Source organism: Rhizobium sp. N621 (genome assembly GCF_001664325.1).
GTDB lineage: Bacteria > Pseudomonadota > Alphaproteobacteria > Rhizobiales > Rhizobiaceae > Rhizobium > Rhizobium esperanzae.
This window is the reverse complement of the sequence record NZ_CP013495.1, coordinates 2224379-2249389: the sequence shown is the minus strand read 5'-3', so window position 1 is coordinate 2249389 and position 25011 is coordinate 2224379. Positions and strand designations below refer to the sequence as shown.

At 61.0% G+C, this 25011-nt stretch carries 25 protein-coding genes and 1 pseudogene; 16 read left to right on the top strand and 10 right to left on the bottom strand.

The genetic code is table 11. The features are described from left to right. Positions 1 to 135: 135 nt before the first annotated feature. Positions 136 to 531, bottom strand: coding sequence for a hypothetical protein (locus tag AMK00_RS10930; protein WP_064810402.1), 396 nt, complete (start codon positions 529 to 531; stop codon positions 136 to 138). Between the two features lie 199 nt (positions 532 to 730). Between AMK00_RS10930 and AMK00_RS10925 the strand changes: the two genes are divergently transcribed. Continuing rightward, positions 731 to 919, top strand: a complete 189-nt coding sequence (locus tag AMK00_RS10925; protein WP_064802617.1) for a hypothetical protein — start codon at positions 731 to 733, stop codon at positions 917 to 919. Positions 920 to 1315: 396 nt separating this feature from the next. Next, positions 1316 to 1609: a hypothetical protein gene (locus AMK00_RS10920; protein ID WP_064810401.1), complete on the top strand. Its 294-nt coding sequence runs from the start codon at positions 1316 to 1318 to the stop codon at positions 1607 to 1609. Here the strand turns inward: AMK00_RS10920 and AMK00_RS10915 are convergent. Both AMK00_RS10915 and AMK00_RS10910 read right to left on the bottom strand, forming a co-directional pair. Next, positions 1606 to 3708, bottom strand: a complete 2103-nt coding sequence (locus AMK00_RS10915; RefSeq protein WP_064810400.1) for an ATP-binding protein — start codon at positions 3706 to 3708, stop codon at positions 1606 to 1608. The genes AMK00_RS10920 and AMK00_RS10915 overlap by 4 nt on opposite strands. Beyond that, the gene (locus AMK00_RS10910) at positions 3705 to 4445 is read right to left on the bottom strand and encodes a response regulator transcription factor (protein WP_064810399.1); all 741 of its coding nucleotides are present in this window, start codon (positions 4443 to 4445) and stop codon (positions 3705 to 3707) included. The genes AMK00_RS10915 and AMK00_RS10910 overlap by 4 nt, the downstream gene beginning before the upstream one ends. Before the next feature lie 235 nt (positions 4446 to 4680). Here AMK00_RS10910 and AMK00_RS10905 point away from each other — a divergent pair, with 235 nt between their 5' ends. The 9 genes from AMK00_RS10905 to AMK00_RS10865 all read left to right on the top strand — a co-directional run bounded on the left by AMK00_RS10905 (position 4681) and on the right by AMK00_RS10865 (position 14083). Then, positions 4681 to 5673 (top strand): ABC transporter substrate-binding protein, encoded by a 993-nt coding sequence (locus AMK00_RS10905; RefSeq protein ID WP_064810398.1) that lies wholly within the window; start codon positions 4681 to 4683, stop codon positions 5671 to 5673. A 118-nt stretch (positions 5674 to 5791) separates the two neighbouring features. Continuing rightward, the gene (locus AMK00_RS10900) at positions 5792 to 6817 is read left to right on the top strand and encodes an ABC transporter substrate-binding protein (RefSeq protein ID WP_004671938.1); all 1026 of its coding nucleotides are present in this window, start codon (positions 5792 to 5794) and stop codon (positions 6815 to 6817) included. Positions 6818 to 6905: 88 nt separating this feature from the next. Next, complete coding sequence (locus tag AMK00_RS10895; RefSeq protein WP_064810397.1) at positions 6906 to 9137, top strand: ABC transporter permease; 2232 nt, start codon at positions 6906 to 6908, stop codon at positions 9135 to 9137. After that, positions 9134 to 10195: an ABC transporter ATP-binding protein gene (locus tag AMK00_RS10890; RefSeq protein ID WP_064810396.1), complete on the top strand. Its 1062-nt coding sequence runs from the start codon at positions 9134 to 9136 to the stop codon at positions 10193 to 10195. The genes AMK00_RS10895 and AMK00_RS10890 overlap by 4 nt, the downstream gene beginning before the upstream one ends. A 46-nt stretch (positions 10196 to 10241) precedes the next feature. Beyond that, a complete protein-coding gene (locus tag AMK00_RS10885) occupies positions 10242 to 11051 on the top strand; it encodes an inositol monophosphatase family protein (protein ID WP_029531199.1) in 810 nt (269 codons plus the stop codon). Between the two features lie 138 nt (positions 11052 to 11189). Then, positions 11190 to 11723: an NUDIX hydrolase gene (locus tag AMK00_RS10880; RefSeq protein ID WP_016733049.1), complete on the top strand. Its 534-nt coding sequence runs from the start codon at positions 11190 to 11192 to the stop codon at positions 11721 to 11723. A gap of 65 nt (positions 11724 to 11788) precedes the next feature. Further along, entirely contained in the window at positions 11789 to 12295 is a 507-nt protein-coding gene (locus tag AMK00_RS10875) for a winged helix-turn-helix transcriptional regulator (protein ID WP_029531198.1), read from the top strand. Between the two features lie 13 nt (positions 12296 to 12308). Next, positions 12309 to 13574: a beta-ketoacyl-ACP synthase II gene (fabF, locus tag AMK00_RS10870; protein WP_064810395.1), complete on the top strand. Its 1266-nt coding sequence runs from the start codon at positions 12309 to 12311 to the stop codon at positions 13572 to 13574. An 80-nt stretch (positions 13575 to 13654) separates the two neighbouring features. Further along, entirely contained in the window at positions 13655 to 14083 is a 429-nt protein-coding gene (locus AMK00_RS10865) for a DUF4864 domain-containing protein (protein WP_064802597.1), read from the top strand. Positions 14084 to 14102: 19 nt separating this feature from the next. On the opposite strand, the gene tgt is transcribed toward AMK00_RS10865, so the two are convergent. The 5 genes from tgt to coaD form a co-directional block, all read right to left on the bottom strand. Further along, the gene (gene tgt, locus AMK00_RS10860) at positions 14103 to 15233 is read right to left on the bottom strand and encodes a tRNA guanosine(34) transglycosylase Tgt (RefSeq protein WP_064810394.1); all 1131 of its coding nucleotides are present in this window, start codon (positions 15231 to 15233) and stop codon (positions 14103 to 14105) included. Further along, on the bottom strand, positions 15234 to 16316 hold the full coding sequence (queA, locus tag AMK00_RS10855; RefSeq protein ID WP_064810393.1) for a tRNA preQ1(34) S-adenosylmethionine ribosyltransferase-isomerase QueA: 1083 nt from the start codon (positions 16314 to 16316) through the stop codon (positions 15234 to 15236). Positions 16317 to 16388: 72 nt separating this feature from the next. Further along, on the bottom strand, positions 16389 to 16898 hold the full coding sequence (locus tag AMK00_RS10850; RefSeq protein WP_064802591.1) for a peptidylprolyl isomerase: 510 nt from the start codon (positions 16896 to 16898) through the stop codon (positions 16389 to 16391). 28 nt (positions 16899 to 16926) lie between these two features. After that, complete coding sequence (locus tag AMK00_RS10845; protein WP_064810392.1) at positions 16927 to 17499, bottom strand: peptidylprolyl isomerase; 573 nt, start codon at positions 17497 to 17499, stop codon at positions 16927 to 16929. A gap of 26 nt (positions 17500 to 17525) precedes the next feature. Continuing rightward, positions 17526 to 18038 (bottom strand): pantetheine-phosphate adenylyltransferase, encoded by a 513-nt coding sequence (gene coaD, locus AMK00_RS10840; protein WP_064810391.1) that lies wholly within the window; start codon positions 18036 to 18038, stop codon positions 17526 to 17528. Positions 18039 to 18128: 90 nt separating this feature from the next. Between coaD and AMK00_RS10835 the strand changes: the two are divergent. The 4 genes and pseudogenes from AMK00_RS10835 to AMK00_RS10830 all read left to right on the top strand — a co-directional run bounded on the left by AMK00_RS10835 (position 18129) and on the right by AMK00_RS10830 (position 20487). Beyond that, positions 18129 to 18408 (top strand): annotated as a pseudogene (locus AMK00_RS10835) (hypothetical protein). A 164-nt stretch (positions 18409 to 18572) separates the two neighbouring features. Then, entirely contained in the window at positions 18573 to 18728 is a 156-nt protein-coding gene (locus AMK00_RS32540) for a hypothetical protein (protein WP_003539654.1), read from the top strand. Between the two features lie 36 nt (positions 18729 to 18764). Further along, positions 18765 to 18899, top strand: a complete 135-nt coding sequence (locus tag AMK00_RS33445) for a hypothetical protein (protein ID WP_010056528.1) — start codon at positions 18765 to 18767, stop codon at positions 18897 to 18899. A gap of 217 nt (positions 18900 to 19116) precedes the next feature. Continuing rightward, positions 19117 to 20487 (top strand): IS1182 family transposase, encoded by a 1371-nt coding sequence (locus AMK00_RS10830; protein WP_064809302.1) that lies wholly within the window; start codon positions 19117 to 19119, stop codon positions 20485 to 20487. A 135-nt stretch (positions 20488 to 20622) separates the two neighbouring features. Here the strand turns inward: AMK00_RS10830 and gyrA are convergent, their stop codons facing one another. Next, positions 20623 to 23412, bottom strand: coding sequence for a DNA gyrase subunit A (gene gyrA / locus AMK00_RS10825; protein ID WP_064802585.1), 2790 nt, complete (start codon positions 23410 to 23412; stop codon positions 20623 to 20625). 237 nt (positions 23413 to 23649) lie between these two features. Here gyrA and AMK00_RS10820 point away from each other — a divergent pair, with 237 nt between their 5' ends. Further along, positions 23650 to 24297, top strand: coding sequence for a MarC family protein (locus tag AMK00_RS10820; RefSeq protein WP_064810390.1), 648 nt, complete (start codon positions 23650 to 23652; stop codon positions 24295 to 24297). Positions 24298 to 24431: 134 nt separating this feature from the next. Here the strand turns inward: AMK00_RS10820 and AMK00_RS10815 are convergent, their stop codons facing one another. Next, positions 24432 to 24998, bottom strand: coding sequence for a DUF2569 family protein (locus AMK00_RS10815; RefSeq protein WP_064810389.1), 567 nt, complete (start codon positions 24996 to 24998; stop codon positions 24432 to 24434). Positions 24999 to 25011 lie beyond the last annotated feature (13 nt).

Sequence of the window (25011 nt, the reverse complement as noted above, 5' to 3'; positions counted from 1 at the left end):
AAGCAGGTGTTCACTGGTCATAGCGCACCCCCGCAGGCAGCACTGCAAATTGCCAGTATTTTTCCGGGCTGAAACAGCCCGCGGCGAATTAGACCGCCCACGAATGGGGGCGGCCGGCGGCTGGGTCAACCAAGATCAGTGCCGCGGCGCGTTGGCGGGAATGGACGACACCGTCGCCGAAACGGGATCGCTGGCCGGGAAGCTATCTTCGAGGCCTTCGTTCAGCTCCTCTTCCAGCATTTCACGGTCGTGGGTCGAACGTGCGCTCGGCTGGGCGACCAAACCCTTGCTGCCTTCGTCGAAGTTGCCGTTGCTCAAGGCGTCGTAACGATTGATGCTGCCGTCCGCGTCGCGGCCGGGAAAGGCGGTCAGCTGAACCATCATCACCTTGGCGTGGTCGAGCGCCGTCGAGCCGTCGAGCTCGCCATGGGAATTATCGATTTTGACGGTAACCGATTCTCCTCCCTCGCCCAGGAATTCGACGATGAAAAAGTCGCCCGACTGTGTCACGCGTGCGTCGATCAATTGCATGGAAACCTCCTGTGTTCATGCCGGATCAACGGCGAGCAACATCAGGAGTTCCAGCGAGCATAGCATTTCGATCGGGTGCATGTTGCGCCGGGGGCGCACCAGCTCACTCTTGGTCGCCATTTATGGTTAATTTATTAATAATTCGGCTTCTATAATTGGAACCACGCGGCCTTTCCGCGTGTTGCGTGGAGGAACCCCGATGATCCTGAAAATCTTTGCTCCTGAGATTGACGCCGATTGCCCTGCTACCGGCACCTATGCCGACGGGATCTTCGCCGAAAACCGTATCGACCTTTCCTCACGCCGTGACAGCCGCCGCCGCTCGCCACACGAGCGCGATTATGGGGCCGACAGGAAACCGGAAAACCTGCCGCTCGGCTTCGCCTGACCGCTCCCGCCTCCCATCAAAGCCTGCGGAAGACCAGCACGCCTGACGCAGCCAATACGGCGTGCAGCGCTTCTGCCGTGGCTCTGATCTTGTCTCCGCGATTGCCGATGTCCAGCCGCTATATTGGCCGGCGTCAGTATTGAAGACCTCCTGCCAAGAGCATCCCCCACCCGTTCGCTGTGCAGCCAGTAGCCGTCATCGGAGAGAGCATCGTTCAATGATCCCACGACGAGAAACTCTTCGCCGTCGTTCCAGCGATGAAAGGCAATGACCCGATTTTCGTCGTGAACCAGGGGACGGGATATTGCGCGAACGCGCTTTTCCAGGCTCCTCTTGCCGGCATCACATTGCCGGCCACATTCTCCGTTGACGCCACTCGCAGCAACGGAGAAGCCCTTGCCCTGGATCGCCTATATCGCCCATTTCATTGCAGCCGCCTTTCTGACCAACGGCATCCCGCATTTCGTCAACGGTGTCAGCGGCCGGCGCTTCCGCACTCCATTTGCAATGCCCAGTTCGCCGACGGCGAATGTCGTCTGGGGCTGGGCGAATTTCCTCATTGCCTTCCTGCTGTTTGCCAATGTCGGGCCACTCTATATCGGCACGCCGGGCGATACGATCTTCGTGGCGGCCGGCATGCTCCTCACCGGCATCCTGCTCGCCCGGATTTTCGGCGGCGATGCGAATTAGCGCAGATCTGTGGGGAAGCTAAGCTTGACAGTCGTTCCTTGCCCGGGAGAGGAATTGATGGATGCCTCTCCGCCGCTTTGACGGACAAAGCCGTAAACCATGGCCAGGCCAAGCCCTGCTCCACCATGTCCGCCTCGTGTGGTGAAATAGGGTTCGAAAGCTTTGTCTACGACCTCTGGGCTCATGCCTATGCCGCTGTCGGTCACCGAGATCAGCAATGTGTCTCCCTTTGCCGTTGCACCGATAATGATGACGCCTCCCGTCGGCATCGCTGCCGAAGCGTTGAGACAGAGATTCAGAACGGACTGCTCCAAAAGGGCCGCGTCGAGCGATACGACCGGCAGGCCGACATCCAGTTCCAGCTTGATGTGGCACTTTGCGCCGACAGCGATCTCCAGGATATCGGCCATTCCGCGAAGGAGGCTGGCGACATCCACCGCGCTTGGATAGAACGGCTGCTGGCTGCCGACCGACAGCATGCTGCCGGCCAGCGACCGTCCTCTCTCGGCAGCCTTGCGAATCCGCGCAATGTTGCGTTTCTGCCGATCGTTGAAGCCGGTTTCACGCTCGAGAAGGCCGAGGCTGCCGGTGATGATCCCGATCATGTTGCCCACTTCGTGGCTCACCTGATGCGTCATGCGCATAATGCCGTCCAGTCGCTGAACCTTTGCCGCTTCCGCCTCCTGTCGATCCATCAGCGTGACGTCGCGTGCCAGAAGAACGATGCCGCCCTCCGGCTGTCGTGACATGGAGATCTCGATCACCCGCTGGTCGCCGGTGCGATGGCGGACGACTGCACGTTCCAGCAGGGCGCCGCGCTCCGGATCGGAGGGCAGCAAAGCGGGATCGATCTCCGGCACCGGCTCGACAAATCGGCGCAGCGGCAATTTGCGCGCGGAACCCGAATGGCCGAACAGTTCGATGATCCGCCTGTTCATGGTGATCGGTCGCCCGATCCTGTCGAAGAGCGCAATCCCCTCGTTCATATTGCGAAAGGTTGAACGGATGGTGCGAGCGGCGGCTTCTGCCGTGCGTCTCAATCGAGACACGCGATCCACGCTGTCCTTGAAGGCGCGGAAGGCGTCCAGCAGACGCACAAGCTCGGTTTCATTTCCACGGTAGGCTGGCGGACCCACTTCGTTTTCGCCCTTGGCGAGCGCATTCATGCCGTTCGACAGCGCCACGATGCCCCGTGACACACGCATGACCGACCGGATGGAGAACATTGCCATGACGAGCACGAGCAGGAAAGCCAAGGCCACGGTTACCAGCAGCCGGCTCAAGGCATCGGAGGTCGAAAGCAGATCGTCGTTCAGTTGGCGTGCAACTGCATCACTTTGCGTCTCCGTCGCATGGGAGAGGTCGCGGGAGACGGCATGCAGCTTTGCGACTGCCGCCCGGATGGCGAACATGTTCAAGAGGTATCGTGTTTGAGCTTCGAACACACGCTCATACGGCTGGAGCTCGGCAGGCGAAATCCTCAAATCGGGCTCGGTTTTCCCCTGCGCGGCCGTCGTATCCGCCACGTATCGTCTGCGAAGTTCACCGAGCTGGAAAAGACTGTCGGACGTGGAAGCCGCTTGCACGATTCCATTCACTTGACGGCGAAGATCCTGATCGGCGATGCCTTTGCCGGTCGCCACCTCCCCTAGCGCCGCGGCAGCTTCAGCCTTGTGATTCTGAGCGGCGTCGGCGTCCCTGGCCAGCACAAGCGTCTGTGTCCTGATAAGATCGAGAAGCTCAACCATCCTTGTGCTCGCAAAGCCGCGCGTAGCCTGGCCTCCTGCCTGAGGCGCGGCCGTCTTCAGCAGGCTGTCGACCTGCAGCACGACAGCGCGGCTCTCGCTCGCCACCCGGTATGGCGAGGTCGAGTTCATCAGGAAGGGCGCGCTCGACACCAGATCGGAGACTTGCCGGGAAACGAGCGAGGCCTTGGCGAGGCTCGTGAAGGCCTGCAGGCCGTAGGCTGCCATTTCGTCACGGGCGCGCTGCAGCCCGTAGATCGCGATCGCCGACAGGCTGAACACCAGGAAGCAGATAAACGCAATCGCGAACGGCAAGCGAAAAGCAATCGATGACAGAAAGGAGCGGCTGATCACGCGGACGGCTCGCCGTCGCCGGTATGCAGGACATAGCCCTTTCCGCGTCGTGTCTTGATATGCCGCGGGAGGTCGGGATTGCGTTCGATTTTCCGCCGGAGCCGCAGAACCAGGACGTCGACGTTGCGGTCGATGTAGCGATCGCTTTCCGAGCCAAGCCGATCGAGGATCTGCGCCCGGCTCACCGGCTGGTTGGGGGTCTGCGCAAGGATTTCAAGCAGGGCGAATTCGGCCGTCGTCAGCGTTTTGCTGCGGTCGGCGAGGCAGACGGCTTGCCGGCCCATCAGGTCGATGGCCCAATCGCCAAGCAGCAGAGAGGGACATTCGTGCTCCCGCTCACTCTCCTTTTCCTGTTTGAGTGACGGCACGGTTCGCCGCAAGACAGCTTTGATGCGGGCCGTCAGTTCGATCGGTTCGAACGGCTTGACCACATAGTCATCCGCAGCAGTTTCCAAGCCGAGAACACGATCGGCGGCACTGCCGGCTGCCGTCACCATGACGATACCGATATTGGTCTCCGACCGCAGTTTTTGGGCGAAAGCCCGGCCGGATGTCCGCGGCAGGTTGTGGTCGACCAGCACCAGATGCATCTGCTCTCGCGCCAGGATATTGGTCGCCTCCTCGGCGGATCCCGCGCAGGTCGGAATCCACCCTTCGGCTTCGATGAGATCGGAGATAAGCTCCGCCATATCCGGATCGTCCTCGACGATCAGAATTCGAACCTTCTGATTCAGCACCGCTTGATCCTCCCGGCGCCATCATAGGCATGACGCCGCCAATGTTCAAAGACGCTCTGATGATGAGGTTTGTCACATTTGTAATGAATGTAACGGTGCTCCGCCCGGGGATGAAAAATCGGTAACCATTCTTCGATTGCGGTGACGCGAAGATCTGACATGCTGGCTGTGGAGATTGGAACGGGAGGTTCCAAGGGAGGCTTGCGTGAGGATATTCACCGCTTTTGCTGCGGGCATGGCTTTCTGGCTATGCGGCGCAAGCCAAGGCATGAGCGAGGCACGATTGAACGTCCTGTGCGGCGTTGACGAAGCCTGGTGCATGACCATGGAAAAAGCGTTCGAAGCCCGCGCGGGTATCGATATCTCCATGGTTCGCAAGAGCACCGGCGACATACTCGATCAGATCCGTGCCGAAAAATCACATCCGACTGTGGATGTCTGGTGGGGTGGAACCGGTGATGCCCATCTGCAGGCTGCCTCCGAGGATCTGCTCGACCGATATCAGCCCGACCATGAACACGACATGCTGCCTTGGGCGCAGAACTTTTTTGCTATGTCCGGTTCCCGTTCGGCCGCCATATATGCGGGGGCTTTGGGTTTTGCCTACAATTCCGATCTGCTCTCCGCCCTGAAGCTTCCGGCCCCGACCTGCTGGCAGGACCTGACGAAAGAGGTCTATCGCGGCCATATCCAGTCCGGCAATCCGAATTCCTCCGGAACGGCTTTCACAATGCTGGCCACCCTCGTGCAGCTCCTCGGCGAAGAGGAGGCGTTCCGGTACATGGCTGCCCTCAACCGCAATATCGTCGAGTATACCAGGTCCGGCTCGGCGCCGGTAAAGGCTGCCGCCCGGGGTGAAGTCCTGATCGGCATCTCGTTCATGCATGACGCGGTAACCCTGAAGGAGGCAGGCGCGCCGCTGGTCATCGTCGCTCCTTGCGAAGGAACGGGCTACGAAATCGGTGCGGTCAGCATCGTCAAGGGTAGCCGCAATGCCGGAGCCGCCCAGGCATTCGTCGATTTCGCCCTCAGTCCCGAAGGCCAGGCGACAGGCGCTGCGGCCGGCCAGAACCAGGTTCCGTCGAACGCCAAAGCGGCTTTGCCGCCGGCCGCGCCCGACATCACCATGATCAAGATGGTGGATTATGACTTTGCAACATTCGGCCTGTCCGACGAGCGAAGTCGGCTGCTGACCCGCTTCGACACCGAGATCTCCCCGACCCAATAGGCCGGAATCCAACTTCCATCCGAAACTTGACAACACGGTGCGATCGACGCGCCGCGACGGGCAGCGCTTGTGCCGTTGACCCAACACCCTCTCAGACGCAAGCAACAGGAGGATACCCATGCGACTGACAGTTCTTTCCACGCTTCTCTTTGCCGGAACGGCGCTGGCTGCCGGTTCGGTCCAGGCCGCTGGCGAGCTCAACCTCATCTGCTCGGCCGATGTCGTCATCTGCGAGCAGATGCAGGGCGACTTCGAAAAGGCTCACGACATCAAGGTCAATATGGTGCGCCTGTCGTCGGGCGAGACCTATGCCAAGATACGCGCCGAGGCTCGCAACCCGAAGACCGACATCTGGTGGGCCGGCACGGGGGATCCGCATGTCCAGGCTGCATCGGAAAACCTGACGCTGGAATATAAGTCGCCGATGCTCGATCAGTTGCAGGATTGGGCCAAAAAGCAGGCGGAGAGCACCGGCTTCAAGACGGTCGGCGTCTACGCCGGTGCGCTCGGCTGGGGTTACAACACCGAGATCTTCAAGACCAAGGGTTACAAGGAGCCCCGCTGCTGGGCCGATCTCCTGGCGCCGGAATTGAAGGGCGAAATCCAGATCGCCAATCCGAACTCCTCGGGCACTGCCTATACGGCTCTCGCTTCGCTGGTACAGATCATGGGCGAAGACCAGGCTATCGACTATCTGAAAAAACTGAACGCCAATGTCTCGCAATACACCAAGTCCGGATCGGCTCCGGTCAAGGCGGCGGCGCGGGGCGAAACCGCCCTCGGCATCGTCTTCATGCATGACGCCGTCGCGCAGACCGCCGAAGGCTTTCCGGTCAAATCGGTCGCGCCATGCGAGGGCACCGGCTATGAAATCGGCTCCATGTCGATCATCAAAGGCGCCCGCAATCTCGACAATGCCAAGGTCTGGTATGACTGGGCGCTGCGGCCCGAAGTGCAATCGCGCATGAAGGATGCCAAGTCGTTCCAGCTGCCGTCGAACAAATCGGCGGAGGTGCCGAAGGAGGCGCCGAAGTTCGAGGACATCAAGCTGATCGACTACGACTTCAAGACCTATGGCGATCCGGCAAAGCGCAAGGCCCTGCTGGAGCGCTGGGACCGGGAAGTCGGCGCCGTTGCCAACTGAAGATCGATGAGTGGCGCGGCATCCCGGACGGATCCGGGGTGCCGCTCCATTCTCCCATTTCATCAACGTGAAATAAGCGAGGTATGCCATGAGACGTGGCAATCGCCGATTGGACATCGTCCTTGGCCTGGGGGCAGCCGCCCTGATCCTGGTCCCGTGGTATCGCATCGAGGGCGGCTTCTTCGGATTCAAGTGGCTGTCTGCCTTCCCGTTCTCCGCCGATACCGCGCCAGGGCTGCTGCAAATCCTGCAGCATGGAAGAACTTGGCTTGCCGGCGTGGTCCTGCTGTTTTTGCTCGGCTGTTTGGCGCGCCTGGTGCGCGATCCGATGCGGCGCGGAACATTGCTCGCCTCACTCGGCGCCGTCGGCCTCGTCTTCCTGTCTCTGCAGGGATTGGCGATCGGCTTTTCCGGCTGGACCTGGGCAATCAGTGAAAACCTGTTCGGCATATTGTCCGAGGGTCAACCATCGATGGGTGCCGGCGCGGTCCTCTTGGCGCTCGTCTTCGTTCTCCTCTTTGCATTCGGACTGGCCGAACGCGGGGCGATGAAGGGAGATGCCTTCATCGTCGGCTCGATTTGCATTCTCGCGTTTCTCGTCATCGTCTTCGTTTTCTACCCGATCGGCAGCATGTTCATCGCTTCGGTGCAGGACTTCGATGGCTCCTTCAATCCGAATGGCCTTATACGCAACATTCAGGACCCCGGCATTTGGAGCCTCGGCTGCATAGCGGGCGAAGAACGTTGCGGCGTTGCCTGGCGCACACTCCTTCTCGCCGTCATGACAGCTTCCGGCTCGACCCTGCTCGGCCTCGGCTTTGCGCTGGTGGCGACGCGCACGCGCTTTCCGTTCAAACAGGGATTACGCCTGCTGACGGTCCTGCCGATCATCACACCGCCCTTCGTCATCGGCCTGGCGCTGACGCTGCTGTTCGGCCGCGCAGGGGTCATCACCGAGGCCTTGTCCAGCCTGTTGGGTATCGAGCCAGGCCGCTGGCTCTATGGGCTGACGGGCATCTGGATCGCCCAGGTGCTCTCCTTTACGCCGATCGCCTTCCTCGTTCTTATCGGCGTCGTCGAAGGCGTCAGCCCGTCGATGGAGGAGGCATCGCAGACCCTGCGTGCCGGTCGCTGGCGCACGTTCTTGCGCGTCTCCCTGCCGCTGATGAAGCCGGGTCTCGCCAACGCTTTCCTGATCGGGTTCATCGAGAGCATGGCCGATTTCGGCAATCCGCTCGTGCTCGGCGGCACGCATGGCGTGCTTTCGACGGAAATCTTCTTTGCGGTCGTCGGATCGCAGAACGATCCGTCGCGCGCGGCCGTTCTTGCCATCGTGCTGCTCTGCTTCACGCTCTCGGCATTCCTCGCTCAGCGTCTCTGGCTATCCGGCAAGAGCTTTGCCACGGTCACCGGCAAGGGCGACAGCGGCGCTCACATCGCGTTGCCGCGCGGCCTTTCCATTGCCGTGCATGCGGTAGTCATTCCGTGGATGGTCTTTACCGTCGTCGTCTATGGAATGATCCTGGTCGGCGGCTTCGTGAAAACCTGGGGCCTCGACAACTCGCTGACGCTCGACCATTACGCTCGCGCCTTCTCGATCGGCTTCGACAATGGCGGGGTCGCGTGGAGCGGCGTGGCGTGGAACTCCTTCTGGACGACGATGGAAATCGCGCTCGTCTCCGCGCCCCTGACCGCTGCGGTGGGCCTGCTCACGGCCTATATCATCGTACGGCAGAAATTCGTCGGGCGGAACGTCTTCGAATTCGCGCTGATGATGAGTTTCGCCATTCCCGGAACGGTCATCGGCGTCAGCTACATCATGGCTTTCAACCTGCCTCCGATCGAGATGACCGGCTCGGCGCTGATCCTCATCCTCTGCTTCGTCTTCCGCAACATGCCGGTCGGCGTACGCGGCGGGATCGCGGCGATGAGCCAGCTCGACAAGAGCCTGGACGAGGCGTCGCTGACTTTGCGTGCGGACAGTTTCCGCACGATCCGCAAGGTAATCCTGCCGCTGCTGCGGCCAGCCATCACCGCTGCCCTGGTCTACTCTTTCGTGCGCGCCATAACCTCGATCAGCGCCGTCATTTTCCTCGTCAGCGCGGAATACAACATGGCCACGTCCTATATCGTCGGCCTCGTCGAGAATGGCGAATACGGCGTGGCGATCGCCTATTCATCCATGCTGATCGTGGTCATGAGCATTGTCATCGCCGGCTTCCAGCTCGTCGTCGGCGAGCGCCGCCTACGCCGCGAAAATCGCGTCGCCGGCACCAGTTCAGCTCCCTCTGTTCCTCTCGGTCAGGAGAAAACCGCATGATCACCGTCAAACCCGGTTCCGTCACCTTCCAGAATGTCCACAAGTCTTTCGGTGCATTCACGGCCATTCCGGACCTTTCCCTCTCCATCGAGCCGGGCACGCTGGTGACCTTGCTCGGCCCATCCGGCTGCGGCAAAACCACCACGCTGCGCATGCTGGCCGGGCTCGAGCATCCGACATCCGGACGTATTCTGATCGGCGGCGCCGACGTTACCATGCTGCCTGCCAATGAGCGCGATGTCTCGATGGTGTTTCAGTCCTATGCCTTGTTTCCGCATATGACGTCGCTGGATAATGTCGCTTACGGTCTGCAGTCGTCGGGCCTCGGCAAGAAGGAAGCGCGGGAAAAGGCCGAGGAAGGATTGAAGCTCGTCGGCCTTGCCGGCATGGGCCATCGCCTGCCGGCCGAGCTTTCCGGCGGCCAGCAGCAACGCGTCGCGGTTGCCCGCGCGCTGGTGCTCGAGCCGCAGGTGCTGCTGCTCGACGAACCGCTCTCCAACCTCGACGCACGCCTGCGCCGCCGGGTGCGCACGGAGATCCGCGAACTGCAGCAGCGGCTCGGCTTCACCGCCGTTTACGTCACCCATGACCAGGATGAGGCTCTGGCGGTGTCCGACCGCATCATTGTCATGAAGGATGGCGAGATCGCCCAGTCCGGGACGCCGCGTGAGCTCTATGAAGCGCCGGCATCGTCCTTCATCGCCGATTTCATGGGCGAGGCCAATGTCATCCCTTGCGAGGTGATCGGCGTCGAAGGTACGGAGGCGCTTGTCCGCGTGGCCGGTGTGGACCATCGTTTGCCAGGCCGCAGCGCAAAGCCCGGCATGGCAAAACTCGCTGTCAGGCCCGGATCGATCACCATAGCGGCAGCCGGCCAGCGGGGGCTGTCGGGACGCGTACTCCATAGTTCCTATCTCGGCGGACATGTCGAATATGAGATCGAAACCGATGTCGGAACGCTCTTCATCATCGACCATGCCGTCGACAGAAACCTGCCGCCTGCGAGCGATGTCACCCTCGGGTTCGAGAACCGCGGCGTTGCGCTGATCAATGCCTGAAACATTTGGGCCTGAAACATTTGGAATGCGAATAAAGGATAGCAATATGACGATGCATGACACCGATCTGGAGCGACGCTTCACCCTGGCCAAATCCCTTGCGGCGGAAGCTGGTGCTTTGGCGCTCGACTATTTCAATAAGCGCGAGACTCTTGTGATCGAGACAAAGCGCGATCTTCAGGATGTCGTGTCGATCGCGGATCGCAACGTCGAAACCTTCCTGCGCGAGCGGGTTGCGGCAGCTATTCCCGAGGACGGTTTCCTCGGCGAGGAGTTTGGCCATCAAGCGGGAAGTTCCGGCTACATCTGGGTTGTCGATCCAATCGACGGCACCGCGCCTTTCGTCAATGGCATGCCTACCTGGTGCGTTTCGGTCGCTGTCCTGCACCAAGGCGTCCCGGTGGTCGGCGTGATCCAGGTGCCTTGTGCGAACGAGCTTTATGAAGCAGCCCGTGGCCTTGGGGCGAGCTTGAACGGTGAGACGCTTTTGCTCGATCCCTCCCGCACAATACAGAATGCCCTGACGGGTATCGGCTGCAATACGCACGTCGCTCCGGACGTTGTCGGCGCCATCATAACAGCCTTGCTTGCCAGCGGCGGCACGTTCATTCGGAACGGCTCGGGAGCGCTTATGCTTGCCTATGTGGCTGCAGGGCGTCTTGTCGGTTACTATGAACCTCACATGCGGGCTTGGGACTGCATGGCGGGCTACTGCCTTGTGAAAGAAGCTGGGGGCGAGTACCTGCCCTTCCCTACCGAAGGGGAAGATTTGTTTAAGGGGCATCCTGTCCTTGCCAGCAACGGTACCGCATATCCGGAGCTATTGGAGATTCACAATTCCCTCCGACGGCAATAAGACGGGAGAGACGCAGCGTGGCGGCGAGCGCCACGCCTGCCGAGGGCGAATGGTTGCCCATACAACTGGTTGTCATAATCTGGTCGCGAGCATGCTCAGGTGAGTAGGAATAAAGCAAACCCAACAGCCCCAATCGCCATGAAGACTCCGAGAAAGCGCAGCAAACCTCGACCAGACAAGTCCCAGCCATTGCTGCGGCAGCTCGCCGCCGTTCCTGCGAAGCTGTTTTCCGGTGCATTCCGCCAACAATACGGCGCGATTTGCTTCCGCTACACCGATGACAGGCCGGGAATCGAAATTCTGGTGATTACATCGCGCGAGAGTGCCCGTTGGGTCATTCCGAAAGGATGGCCTATGAAGGGGAAGAAGCCGTTTGAAGCGGCGGCAATCGAAGCCTGGGAGGAAGCAGGTGTGCGCGGAGCCGTGAGGAAGAAGCCAGTCGGCCGCTACACCTATCTGAAAGAACTCGACGATGGCGACATAGCCCCCTGCATCGTCGATTTGTTTCAAGTTGAAGTCATCGAGATCAACGATGACTTCAAGGAACAAGGACAGCGTATTCTCGAATGGGTCAGCCCCGATGAAGCGGCACGACGCGTTCGCGAGATCGAACTCAAGTCGCTGCTCGTCGAATTTGAAGTCCGCGGTCGCAAAAAGCGCGATCCTCGCTGACGGCAGTCAGCTTCCAACGCAAGGCAACTTGCATGATGATAGTTACTACTGTAGTGACTATCATCATGCAACGGACTAGCTTCAGTCAATTCAAATGCCCGGCGGCGCGCGCGCTCGACAGCGTCGGCGACTGGTGGAGCATTCTGATAGTGCGTGATGCCTTCCAGGGGCTGTCGCGCTTCGATGAATTCCAGAAAAGCCTCGGCGTGGCGCCGAACATCCTGACGCGGCGGCTCAAACATCTGACCGATCAGGGGCTGTTCGAACGACGGCTCTACCAGCAGCGCCCTGCCCGCTACGAATATCGGCTGACGGACAAGGGCCGCGATTTCTTTCCGGTGCTGATGGCGCTGTTTTCCTGGGGAAGCCGCCACATTCCGGAAGAGGATCTCGCCTTTCTTCTCAGCGACGCCGCCTCCGGCAGAGCGCGTCAGACCATGCTGGTCGACGCACGGACCGGCGAAGAAGTGACACCCGAAAACACCAGCCTGCTTGCAGGCCCTGCAGCCGATGACGAGGTACGTGCGCGGATCGCCCGCATGCGTGCCTGGTATCTCGGCATCGACGCATAGAGAGGAAAATATCATGGACCGCATTGTTGTCACCGGCATGGGACTTGTCTCGCCGCTCGGGACCGGCGTCGAACCCGCCTGGAAACGCCTTGTCGGCGGCGCCTCGGGTCTGAGGGTACTGCCCGAGGATGTCGTCGGCGAACTCTCGGCCAAGGTCGGCGGTGTCGTTCCCGGCATCACCGAGGATGTCGAGGCGGGCTTCGACCCCGACCGCTACATCACACCTAAGGACCAGAAGAAGATGGACCGCTTCATCCATTTCGCCATGGCGGCGACGGAGGAAGCGGTGAAGCAGGCCGGCTGGATGCCGACCGAGGAAGGCGCGCGCGAACGCACCGCGACGATCATCGCCTCCGGCGTCGGCGGCTTTCCCGCCATTGCCGAGGCAGTACGCATCGGCGAGGCGCGCGGCGTGCGGCGGCTCTCGCCCTTCACCGTGCCTTCCTTCCTCGTCAATCTCGCCGCCGGCCAGGTCAGCATCCGCTACGGCTTCAAGGGGCCACTCGGCGCGCCGGTGACGGCCTGCGCTGCCAGTGTCCAGGCGATCGGCGATGCGGCGCGGCTGATCCGTTCCGGCGAGGCTGATGTGGTGATCTGCGGCGGCGCTGAGGCCTGCATCGACAAGGTGAGCCTTGGCGGGTTTGCCGCTGCGCGCGCCCTTTCCACCGGTTTCAACGAGACGCCGGAACTGGCCTCACGCCCATTCGACACGGCCCGCGACGGCTTTGTCATGGGCGAAGGCGCCGGCATCCTGGTGATCGAGACGCTGGAGCATGCGCTTGCCCGCGGCGCGACGCCGCTTGCCGAACTCGTCGGCTACGGCACGGCAGCGGACGCCTACCACATGACCTCAGGCCCCGAAGATGGCGACGGCGCGCGCCGGGCGATCGAGGCAGCGCTCCGGCAGGCCAAGATCCCGGCATCCGAGGTCAAACACCTGAACGCGCACGCCACTTCGACACCGGTCGGCGACAAAGGCGAGATCGCTGCGATCGGCACCGTCTTCGGGCGGGATGGCGGCATTGCCGTCAGCGCGACGAAATCGGCGACCGGCCATCTGCTCGGGGCCGCCGGCGGGCTGGAGGCGATCTTCACCATTTTGGCGCTGCGCGACCAGATCGCGCCGCCGACCCGCAACCTGGAAAAGGTCGATCCTGATGCCGACGGCATCGATATCGTCGGCAAGACGGCGCGCTCCGTGGCAATGGACTATGCGATCACCAACGGTTTCGGCTTCGGCGGGGTGAATGCCAGCGCCCTCTTCCGACGCTGGTCATAAGTCCGCTTTCCTTGCGCTGGAAATGGCCTACACTTCCCCTCTGTCGGGGATCATTCCCCGATAGAGCTGGAGACAAACCCATGCGCGCCTTCTTCGCAGTTGTCTTTCTGTGTGCCGCGTCCCTCCTCTCCACCGTCTCGGCCCGCGCCGAAGATCCGATCGACGCGACGCGGACGATGATCGAGGAACAGATCAAAGCCTTCCTCAAGGACGATGCCGAGACCGCCTATTCCTTCGCCGCTCCCGGCATCAAGGCGATGTACCCCGACAAGAACCTGTTCTTCGCCATGGTGAAGAAGAGCTACGAACCGGTCTATCATCCCGGCAACTACGCCTTCGGCCGCAGCCGCTCGATCGACAACGGCGCGCTGATCTATCACGAGGTGCTGATTTCGGGCCGCGACGGCAAGGACTGGACGGCGATCTACCAGGTCACGCGCCAGCCCGACGGCAGCTACCGGATCAACGGCGTGCAGATCATGCCGGATGCGGACAGCAAGGGAATCTGATCAAACTGCGTTCGGCCGATCAAACGGGGTCGAGATCACCCCTCGACCATTCCTCCATCGTTTCCGCCATGAAATCGGCGAAGCGGCCCTCGGAGATCGCCTTGCGGATGCCCTGCATCAGTTCCTGGTAATAAGCGAGATTGTGCCAGGAGAGCAGCATGCCGCCGAGGGCTTCGTTGGCGCGGACGAGATGATGGAGATAAGCGCGCGAATAATCGCGCGAGGCCGGGCAGTTCGACTGTTCGTCGAGCGGGCGCATATCCTCGGCATGGCGGGCATTGCGGATATTCACTTTGCCGCGGCGGGTGAAGGCCAGGCCATGGCGGCCGGAGCGGGTCGGCATGACGCAGTCGAACATATCGATGCCACGCGCGACGGATTTGAGGATATCGTCGGGCGTGCCGACGCCCATGAGGTAACGCGGCTTTTCAACGGGCAAGACCGGAAGCGTCTCTTTCAGCATATTCAGCATCACGTCCTGCGGCTCGCCGACCGCTAGACCGCCGACGGCGTAGCCCTTGAGATCGAGCTTGGTCAACGCCTCGGCCGAACGGATGCGCAGCGCCGGGATATCGCCGCCCTGGACGATGCCGAACATGGCCTTGCCAGGTTGCTCGCCGAAGGCCACCTTGCAGCGCTCGGCCCAGCGGAGCGACATTTCCATGGCGCGCTCGATCTCCTTCGGCTCGGCCGGCAGTGCCACGCATTCGTCGAGCTGCATCTGAATGTCGGAACCGAGCAGGCCCTGGATTTCGATCGAGCGTTCCGGCGACATGTGATGCAGGCTTCCGTCGACATGCGACTTGAAGGTTACGCCCTGCTCGTCGAGCTTGCGCAGGCCGGCGAGCGACATGACCTGGAAGCCGCCGGAATCGGTCAGGATCGGATGTTCCCAGCGGATGAGCTTGTGCAGGCCGCCAAGCCGGGCGACGCGCTCGGCGGTCGGGCGCAGCATCAGATGATAGGTGTTGCCGAGGATGATGTCGGCGCCGGTTTCGCGCACCTGGTCGAGATACATGGCCTTGACGGTTCCGACCGTGCCGACCGGCATGAAAGCCGGCGTGCGGATCGTGCCGCGCGGCATGGAAATCTCACCGAGACGGGCGCCGGCATCGCTCTTCTCGAGCGTGAATTGGAAGTTCTCTGTCATCTAGTCTTTCCGGAAAAGAAGGCTCGCGTCGCCGTAGGAGTAGAAGCGGTAGCCCGTGGAAATGGCGTGTTCATAGGCCGCGTGCATGGTTTCGAAGCCGGCGAAGGCCGAGACGAGCATGAACAGCGTCGAGCGCGGCAGGTGGAAATTGGTCATCAGCATGTCGACCGCCTTGAAGCGGTAACCGGGCGTGATGAAGATGCCCGTGGCCCCGGCCCAGGGCTTGATCTCTCCACTCTCCTCGGCGGCACTCTCGATCAGCCGCAACGAGGTGGTGCCGACACAGACGATGCGCCCGCCTCTTTGCTTTACCGCGTTCAGCCGGGCAGCGGTTTCTGCGCTGACATAACCGCTTTCGAGATGCATCTTGTGGTCATCTGTATCATCGGTCTTGACGGGCAGAAAGGTGCCGGCGCCGACATGCAGCGTAACGAAATGACGTTCGATGCCGGCCCTGTCGAGTGCTTCGAACAGGCCAGGCGTGAAATGCAGGCCGGCGGTGGGGGCTGCAACGGCGCCCTCCTCGCGGGCATAGATCGTCTGGTAATCGACGCGGTCGCGAGCGTCATCGGGGCGCTTGGCGGCGATATAGGGCGGCAGGGGAATATGGCCGACGGCGGCGATCGCCTCGTCGAGCACGGGACCGGAAAGATCGAAGGCGAGCGTCACTTCGCCGGCTTCGCCCTTTTCCTCCACGGTCGCATCGAGCGAGCCGATCATGCAGCTTTCGCCGCTGTGGCCAAAGGCGATGCGGTCGCCTTCCTTGATGCGCTTGCCCGGTTTGGCGAAGGCCTTCCAGCGGCTGGGGCCGATGCGCATGTGCAGCGTTGCCGAGACCTGCTGCCCGCCGGCGCCATCGCGATGGCGGATGCCCTCGAGCTGGGCGGGAATGACTTTCGTATCGTTGAAGACAAGCGCGTCGCCGGCGCGCAGGAACGACGGCAGATCGGAAACGCGATGATCCGAGAGGGTGCTTGCCGCATTTGCATTCACGACGAGCAGCCGCGCGCTGTCACGCGGCTCGGCGGGCCGCAAGGCGATGCGCTCCTCGGGCAGATCGAAATCAAAAAGGTCTACGCGCATAAGTGCACTTTCAGGCAAAGCGAAACCCGCCCCGCGCTCTCGCGCAAGGGCGGGTTTCAGCAGAAATCACAATCAGACGTCGGCGGCAACCCGCATGGAGACGATCGAGTCCGGATCGGAGACAGGCTCGCCGCGCTTGATCTTGTCGACATTGTCCATGCCTTCGATCACCTGACCCCAGACGGAATACTGCTTGTTCAGCCACGGTGCGTCGGTGAAGCAGATGAAGAACTGCGAGTTGGCCGAGTTCGGGTTCTGCGAACGGGCCATCGAGCAAGTGCCGCGAACATGCGAGGTGGCGGAGAATTCCGCCTTCAGGTCCGGCTTGGCGGAGCCGCCCATGCCCGCGCGGCCGGGATTGAAGGTTTCAGAACCCTTCTTGCCATATTCGACATCACCCGTCTGGGCCATGAAATCCTGAATGACGCGATGGAAGACGACGCCGTCATAGGCCTTCTCGCGGGCGAGTTCCTTGATGCGGGCGACGTGCTCCGGGGCGACCTGCGGCAGAAGCTGAATGACAACCTTGCCCTTGGTGGTTTCCAGAATGATGGTGTTTTCGGGATCCTTGATCTCGGCCATTGTCTTCTCCTCTTGTTTCTCTCGTAATTTACTTCTTGCCCAGGGTGACCTTGATCATCCGGTCGGGATTTTTGACTTCCCCGTTCTGGCCTTCGCCGCGCTTGATCTTGTCGACATTCTCCATGCCGGAAACGACCTTGCCGACGACGGTGTACTGACCGTTCAGGAAGGAACCATCGGCGAACATGATGAAGAACTGCGAGTTGGCGGAATTCGGATCCTGCGAGCGGGCCATGCCGACGGTGCCGCGCACGAACGGTGTCTTGGAGAATTCAGCCGGGATGTCGGGCATGTCGGAGGAGCCGGTGCCGGCGAGGCTCGCATCGAAGCCCTTCTCCATGTTGCCGTATTTGACGTCGCCGGTCTGGGCCATGAAGCCGTCGATGACGCGGTGGAAGGCGACGTTGTCATATTCGCCCTTCTTGGCAAGCGCCTCGATCTGGGCGACATGTTTCGGCGCTACATCCGGCATCAGCTGGATCACCACCGGGCCGTTCTTCAGCTGAACGGTGAGATAATGATCGGCCGACTGGGCCAACGCATCCCCCGCGAAGGAGGCGAGATACAGCACGCCGGCAAATGCGAGATAGAAGAGTTTCATGTGAGCTCCGTTGCGGCGTTATCCGCCTAGGCTTTTGCGCTTGCTAGTTTGGGGCGCTTGGATGTGAGGGCTTGCAGGACGGCGGCCGGGACGAAAGCGCTGACATCGCCGCCCATGGCGGCGATCTGGCGGACCAATGTGGCGGTAATGGGCCGCGACGCCGTGCCGGCCGGCAAAAAGATGGTCTGGATGTCGGGCGCCATCGTTCGGTTCATGCCGGCCATCTGCATTTCGTAGTCGAGATCCGTGCCATCGCGAAGGCCGCGAATCAGAAGGGTGGCGCCATGGGCGCGGGCGGCATCAACGACCAGATTGTCGAAGGCGACGACGGTGATGTCGCTGGTCTTGCCGGGCAAGGCTTCGGCCAGCGACAGGCGGATCAGCTCGGCTCTCTCTTCGAACGAAAAGAGCGGCGCCTTGCCGGGATGGATGCCGATCGCGACGATGACTTTTTCGGCGACGTTCAGCGCCTGGACCAGAACATCCACATGTCCGTTGGTGATCGGGTCGAAGGACCCAGGATAAAAAGCTGTCGTCATCTGGCCCGGCCATTCGTTTGACGCCTTTTGTCACGGATGCGGACTTGTCGCAAGTGATTTACCCGGCCGTGGCGCACGGCTGAACAGCGGATGAACATGCCATTCAAGGCCGTTTCAGACGGGATCTGTTTAACTCGGATCATCAACCCAGCCGATGCCATTCCGGCAGCCGGCGCTCCCCGAAAGACCGAAATCCATGCTGATCGTGCTCGTTGCACTCGCCACTGTTCTCTCCCTCGCCGCCGAGATAGCCTATGGCCACTTCGTCGATCGCTACGAGGTGAGCTGGGTGCGGCCGGAGCTTGCCGAACACGCGGCGATCGTGCGCGCCCAAAGGCCGCTGCGCGGAAATGAAGACCGACTGCGCTAGGAAAAAGGACTTCGAATCTGAACGCCAGATGAACGAGACATTCAAGGAGGCTTCAGATCGCCATTGGTAAACACCCGCTCAACATCCGGCGGAACCATTTTTAAACGGATGCGTTCACTTAACCGACACAGAAATGCGTCAAAGCGCGGCAGGAAGGACCAAAAATGCCCGGCAAGATTACGATGATTAACGTGCTCTGGATGGTCATGGTCACGGGCATGCTCACCGCAACTGTCGCTCTTTACGATCAGAAGGTCGATACCTCCAAGGTTTATGGTCCCTATGCTTCGGCTCGCACGGCCGTACTGGGCCAGTACTGAGGAGCGAGTACGCAACTCCCCGGGAAAGGAATGCCTATGTTCACGATCTTGACAGTGCTCACCGCCCTCATCAGCGTCATGTTCATCGTGTCTGTGGCCTCGACGATATCAGCGCTGCGGCGCGAAGGCGAAGAGGTGAAGGCGCTGAACGAAAAGCATAGCGCGTTCTGACATTCCTCTCTTCCCCTCCCATGAGCGGCACCATTCGCCGCCTGGGCCTTTCAAAGCCGGATGCAAACAGCGTCCGGCTTTTTTCTTGGGCAGTGAGTGAGCCAACTGAATGCTTCAGCCTGCAAGCAAGGCCCTAACAGAAAAGGGCGGCTGGAAGCCGCCCCCAGACTGCTGACAAACCCCTGGCGAGAGCTGGGGGTTTGTGATTCACTGGGACATGTTGAAGAAACCCAGCCCTGAACAGACAGCTCTCGAGATGGTGACGCTCGATAGTCTGGTGCCAAAGGATCACCTGCTTCGCAAGATCGAGGCGGTGATTGACTTCTCCTTCATCCACGACCGCGTTGCGGGATTGTATTGCGCCGACAACGGCCGACCACCGCTCGATCCAACCTTGATGTTCAAGGCGTTGTTCATCGGCTACCTGTTCGGCATCCGCTCCGAGCGGCAGTTGGTGCGCGAGATCGAGGTCAATGTCGCCTATCGCTGGTTCTTGCGGATGAAACTGACGGATGGGGTGTTCGACGCCTCGACCTTGTCGCAGAACCGGCGCCGGCGCTTCAACGATACGGATGTGGCGCAGGACATCTTCGACCATATCGTCGAGCAGGCGATCGGCCATGGGCTGGTCGATGGCACGGTGCTCTATACGGATTCGACCCACCTGAAGGCGAATGCCAACAAGGGCAAATATGATCTTGCGATGATCGAAAAGTCGCGGTCCGACTATTGGGCCGATCTCGACCGGGCGATCGATGCGGAACGCCTGGTGCGCGGCCAGAAGCCGTTGAAGGAAAAGGCGCGCGCGCCTGAGGTCAGGGAAACCAAGGTGTCGCGCACCGATCCCGACAGCGGCTACATGGTGCGCGACGGCAAGCCGAAAGGCTTCTTCTATCTCGACCACCGCACGGTGGACGGCCGGCACGCCATCATCACCGACACCCATGTCACCCCAGCCAATGTGCATGACAGCATCGTCTATCTCGATCGGCTGGACCGTCAGCGCCAACGCTTCTCCTTCGATGTCAAAGCGGTCGGGCTCGATGCGGGCTATGCCACATCCGGCATTGCCAGAGGGCTCGAACAACGCGACATCCTCGGCGTCACCGGCTATCGCAATCCGACGCCGCCCAAGCCTGGCATGATGCGCAAGTCGAAGTTCGTCTACGATGGGCAAGAAGACGGCTACCGCTGCCCGCAAGGCCAACTGCTCGCCTACGCCACCACCGACCGCAACGGCTATCGCCACTATCGCTCCGACCCGGTGATCTGCTGCGACTGCCCCTTGCTTGCATCCTGCACCTCGAACGCCGCCTCGACCCGCACCATCACCCGACACGTCTGGGCCGAAGCCCGCGAGCGGACCGATGCCAACCGACTGAAGCCTTGGGGCAAAGCAATCTACAAGCGGCGAAAGGAGACGGTCGAACGCTCCTTCGCGGATGCCAAACAGCTTCACGGACATCGCTATGCCCGCTTCCGAAGTCAAATCCGCGTCGCATGCCAGTGCCTGCTGGCAGCCGCAGCGCAGAACATCAAGAAGATCGCAATGGCCCTCACAACGGCACCAAAACCAACGCCCGCATGAGGCGATGACGCCTCCGAAAGCCCGCCATCGCAAGTCGTTCAAGCCACCAATATCAATACAAAACAAAACCCCGCCAAAAAATGACGGGGTTTGTCAGCAGCCTGAGGGCGGCTGGAAGCCGCCCCGTTCATTCGATCATTCTTCGGCAGCACCGCCCGGATCGCCATCGGCGACAGGCGTCTCATCGGCGCCTTCGACGGTCCCTTCCGTCTCATCCTCCTCCGGCTCGCTGATGCGCTCGACCGAAACGACCTTCTCGTCCTTGGCCGTGGAGAAGATGGTGACGCCCTTGGTGGCGCGGCTGGCGATGCGGATGCCTCCGACCGGTACGCGGATCAACTGGCCGCCATCGGAGACGAGCATGATCTGGTCGCCGTCATCGACCGGGAAGGCTGCAACGAGTTCGCCGATCTCGCCGGTCTTCGACGTGTCGGTGGCGCGGATGCCCTTGCCGCCACGGCCGGAGATGCGGAAGTCGTAGGAAGACGAACGCTTGCCGAAGCCCTTTTCGGAGACGGTGAGCACGAACTGCTCGCGTGCCTTCAGCTCTTCGTAGCGTTCGTCGGAGAGCTGTCCCTCCTCAGTGACTTCCTCGCCGACAAGCGCGATATCCTCTTCATCGACGCCCGTCGCGCGACGCTCGGCGGCGGAACGCTTGAGATAGGCGGCCCGTTCCCACGGCTCCGCATCGACATGGCCGACGATCGTCATCGAGATGATGCGGTCGCCCTCGCCGAGATTGATGCCGCGCACGCCGATCGAGTTGCGGCCGGCAAAGACGCGGACGTCGTCGACGGAGAAGCGGATGCACTGGCCGAGCGCCGTGGTCAGGAGAACGTCGTCCCGCTCGGTGCATGTCTCGACGGAGAGGATTTCGTCGCCCTCCTCCTCCAGCTTCATGGCGATCTTGCCGTTGCGGTTGACCTGGACGAAGTCCGACAGCTTGTTGCGGCGAACCGTACCGCGCGTTGTCGAGAACATGACGTCGAGATTGTCCCAGCTCGCCTCGTCCTCGGGCAAGGGCAGGATGGTGGTGATGCGTTCGCCGGGTTCGAGCGGCAGCATGTTGATCAGCGCTTTGCCGCGCGAGGTCGGCGTGCCGATCGGCAGACGCCAGACCTTCTCCTTATAGACGATGCCGCGGGAGGAGAAGAACAGGACCGGCGTATGGGTATTGACCACGAATAGCCGGCTAACGAAATCCTCATCGCGGGTCGTCATGCCGGAGCGGCCCTTACCGCCGCGGCGCTGGGCGCGGTAGGTGGTCAGCGGCACGCGCTTGATGTAGCCGAGATGCGAGACGGTGACCACCATGTCTTCGCGGGCGATCAGATCCTCGTCGTCCATCTCCAGGCCGCCATCGACGATCTCGGTGCGGCGTGGCGTGCCGAACTCGTCGCGGACGGCGGAAAGCTCGTCCTTGACGATGGTCTGGATGCGGACACGCGAGGAAAGAATATCGAGATAATCCCGGATTTCCTCGCCTATCTTATTGAGCTCATCACCGATTTCGTCACGACCGAGTGCAGTCAGGCGGGCAAGGCGCAGCTCGAGAATAGCGCGCGCCTGCTCTTCCGAGAGGTTGTAGGTGAGATCGTCGTTGATGCGGTGGCGCGGATCGTCGATCAGACGGATCAGGCTTTCGACATCTTCGGCCGGCCAGCGGCGCGTCATCAGCTCTTCGCGGGCCGACTGCGGATCCGGCGCCTGACGAATGACGCGAATGACTTCGTCGATATTGGCGACGGCGATGGCGAGACCAACCAAGACGTGGGCGCGCTCGCGCGCCTTGCGAAGCAGAAATTTCGTTCTCCGGCTAACGACTTCTTCGCGGAAGGAGACGAAGGCGCGCAGCATGTCGAGTAGCGTCAACTGCTCCGGCTTGCCGCCGTTCAGCGCCACCATATTGCAGCCGAAGGAGGTCTGCAGCGGCGTGTAGCGGTAAAGCTGATTGAGGATGACCTCGGCATTGGCATCGCGCTTCAATTCGATGACGACGCGATAGCCCTGGCGGTCGGATTCATCGCGCAGATCGGAGATGCCTTCGATGCGCTTTTCACGCACCAACTCGGCCATCTTCTCGATCATCGTCGCCTTGTTCACCTGATAGGGAATTTCGGTGATGATGATCTGCTCGCGGTCGCCACGCATCGGCTCGATGGTGGCGACGCCGCGCATGATGACGGAGCCGCGGCCGGTCTCGTAGGCCGAGCGGATGCCGGCACGGCCGAGGATCTTGGCGCCTGTGGGGAAATCCGGGCCGGGAATGATCTGCATCAGTTCCGGCAGCTCGATCGCCGGATCGTTGATCAGCGCAATGCAGCCGTCGATAACTTCCGACAGGTTGTGCGGCGGAATGTTGGTCGCCATGCCGACGGCGATACCGCCGGCGCCGTTGACGAGCAGGTTAGGGAATTTGGCGGGAACCACGACCGGCTCGGACAGCGTGCCGTCATAGTTGTCGCGGAAGTCGACGGTTTCCTTGTCGAGATCGTCGAGCAGCGAATGGGCAGCCTTTTCCAGGCGGCATTCGGTGTATCGTTCGGCCGCCGGCGGATCGCCGTCGACCGAGCCGAAATTGCCCTGACCGTCGATCAGCGGCAGGCGCAGCGACCATGGCTGCGCCATGCGGGCGAGCGCGTCATAAATCGCGGCGTTGCCGTGCGGATGGTATTTACCCATCACGTCACCGGTGACACGGGCGCATTTGACGTATTTCTTGTTCCAGTCGATGCCGAGCTCGGACATGCCGTAGAGGATGCGCCGGTGCACGGGCTTCAGGCCGTCGCGCACGTCGGGCAGCGCGCGGCTGACGATGACGCTCATGGCGTAATCGAGATACGACCGCTGCATTTCCTCCATGATGGAGATGGGCTCGATGCCTGGCGGGAGCTTCCCGCCGCCGGGGGGTGTTTGCTCAGTCAAAACAGATCACGATCTCTTCTAGAATCACTTGAAGATTTATAGCGGAAAGCCTGTTCCCGCGCCAATTTCCGAGCGCGTTTTGAACAGGCTTTTGCGGCCGAAAAAGGGTAAAGCACGGGACTTGTGCGACCGAACCGGACAAATCCGCCGCGGGCCGCCGCGGCATATTTGCCAAATCCAAATCCCCGCTTCACAATCGCAGAAAATCACGCACCCATATGGGCTTTCGGAGAGACGATGGCAAGCGCCGACCAGTTGATCAACGCCTTCACGACGCTACTTGTCACCATCGATCCGCCGGGGCTGGCGCCGCTGTTCCTGGGGTTGACGACCGGCATGAGCAGGGCCCAGCGGACGCAGGTGGCGCTGCGCGGTTCGACCATCGCCTTCATCATACTGGCGGTCTTCGCCCTGTTCGGCGCCGGGGTGCTCGGCGTGCTCGGCATATCGATCGGCGCCTTCCGTATCGCCGGCGGACTGCTGCTCTTCTGGATCGCCTTCGAGATGGTGTTCGAGCGGCGCCAGGAGCGCAAGGAGAAGGCCTCGGAGGCTGCGGTCACCAAGGATCATATCGAGAATGTCGCCGTCTTTCCCCTCGCCTTGCCGCTGATCGCAGGCCCGGGCGCGATCTCGGCGACGATTCTGCTTGCCGGCACACTGCCGTCCTCGGTCGAAAAAGCGCAGCTGATCGCCGTCATCGCCGCCAACCTGCTGCTGACTTTCCTGATGCTACTGATCGCCGAAAGGCTCGACCGCTTCCTCGGCGTCACCGGCCGGGCGATCCTGACGCGGCTGCTCGGGGTCATCCTCGCCGCCCTTGCAGTGCAATTCGTCGTCGACGGTGCGAAGGCGGCGCTCAATCTGATCAGCGCGACGCCGCATTGATCGGAAAATCAACGAGAGCATTGACGCCGTTTTCGAACATCCTGCTCCGAAGTACTACCACGCAGGTCCACCGGTCAGAACGGAAAATCAGAACACGGCGTATAGGCTGAATGGGAGGATCAAATCGTCGCTTTCTACGAAAATATCTCGCTCCGAGTGCGGACTTGCTGGATAAATGTGTTCCGAACCCTTACCGATTTGGACACGTACCACACCCACAGGCCGGTGACGATAGTCGCAAATACGCTCGGGGCAACAATCTCGGCCGTCAGAAGTTGATTAACACCGACACCTAGGACGGTGGAAACGAAGGCAATATCGAGTACGAGGGCGACTGGGATAGCTATCCACTGATAGAAGAACAACTTCGGAAATATTCTGTCCTTTTTAAACATAAACCAGAGTACCACTACTTGAAGCGCCATAAGCGCAAAGTTCAAGGCGGCCTCGCCAATAAACACCAGTTGGCCTCCTCCGCCACCATCATATTCAGCATAATTTTCTACCGACTTCGCAACAGCTCCCAGTATTTTAAGTAGTCCTACGACCTCTGCTATTGCTAAAAGCAGAAGCCACCCACCGAAACCCGACGGGCCGTTGACTGGGTCTGTTGTTCTCCTGGCTGATCTAACAGCAAAGTAAATTGGCACTCCGAAAAATAGAAAAACAATCAACCAATGCCAAATAGAAAACGATCCCATCAGCAAATCCCCC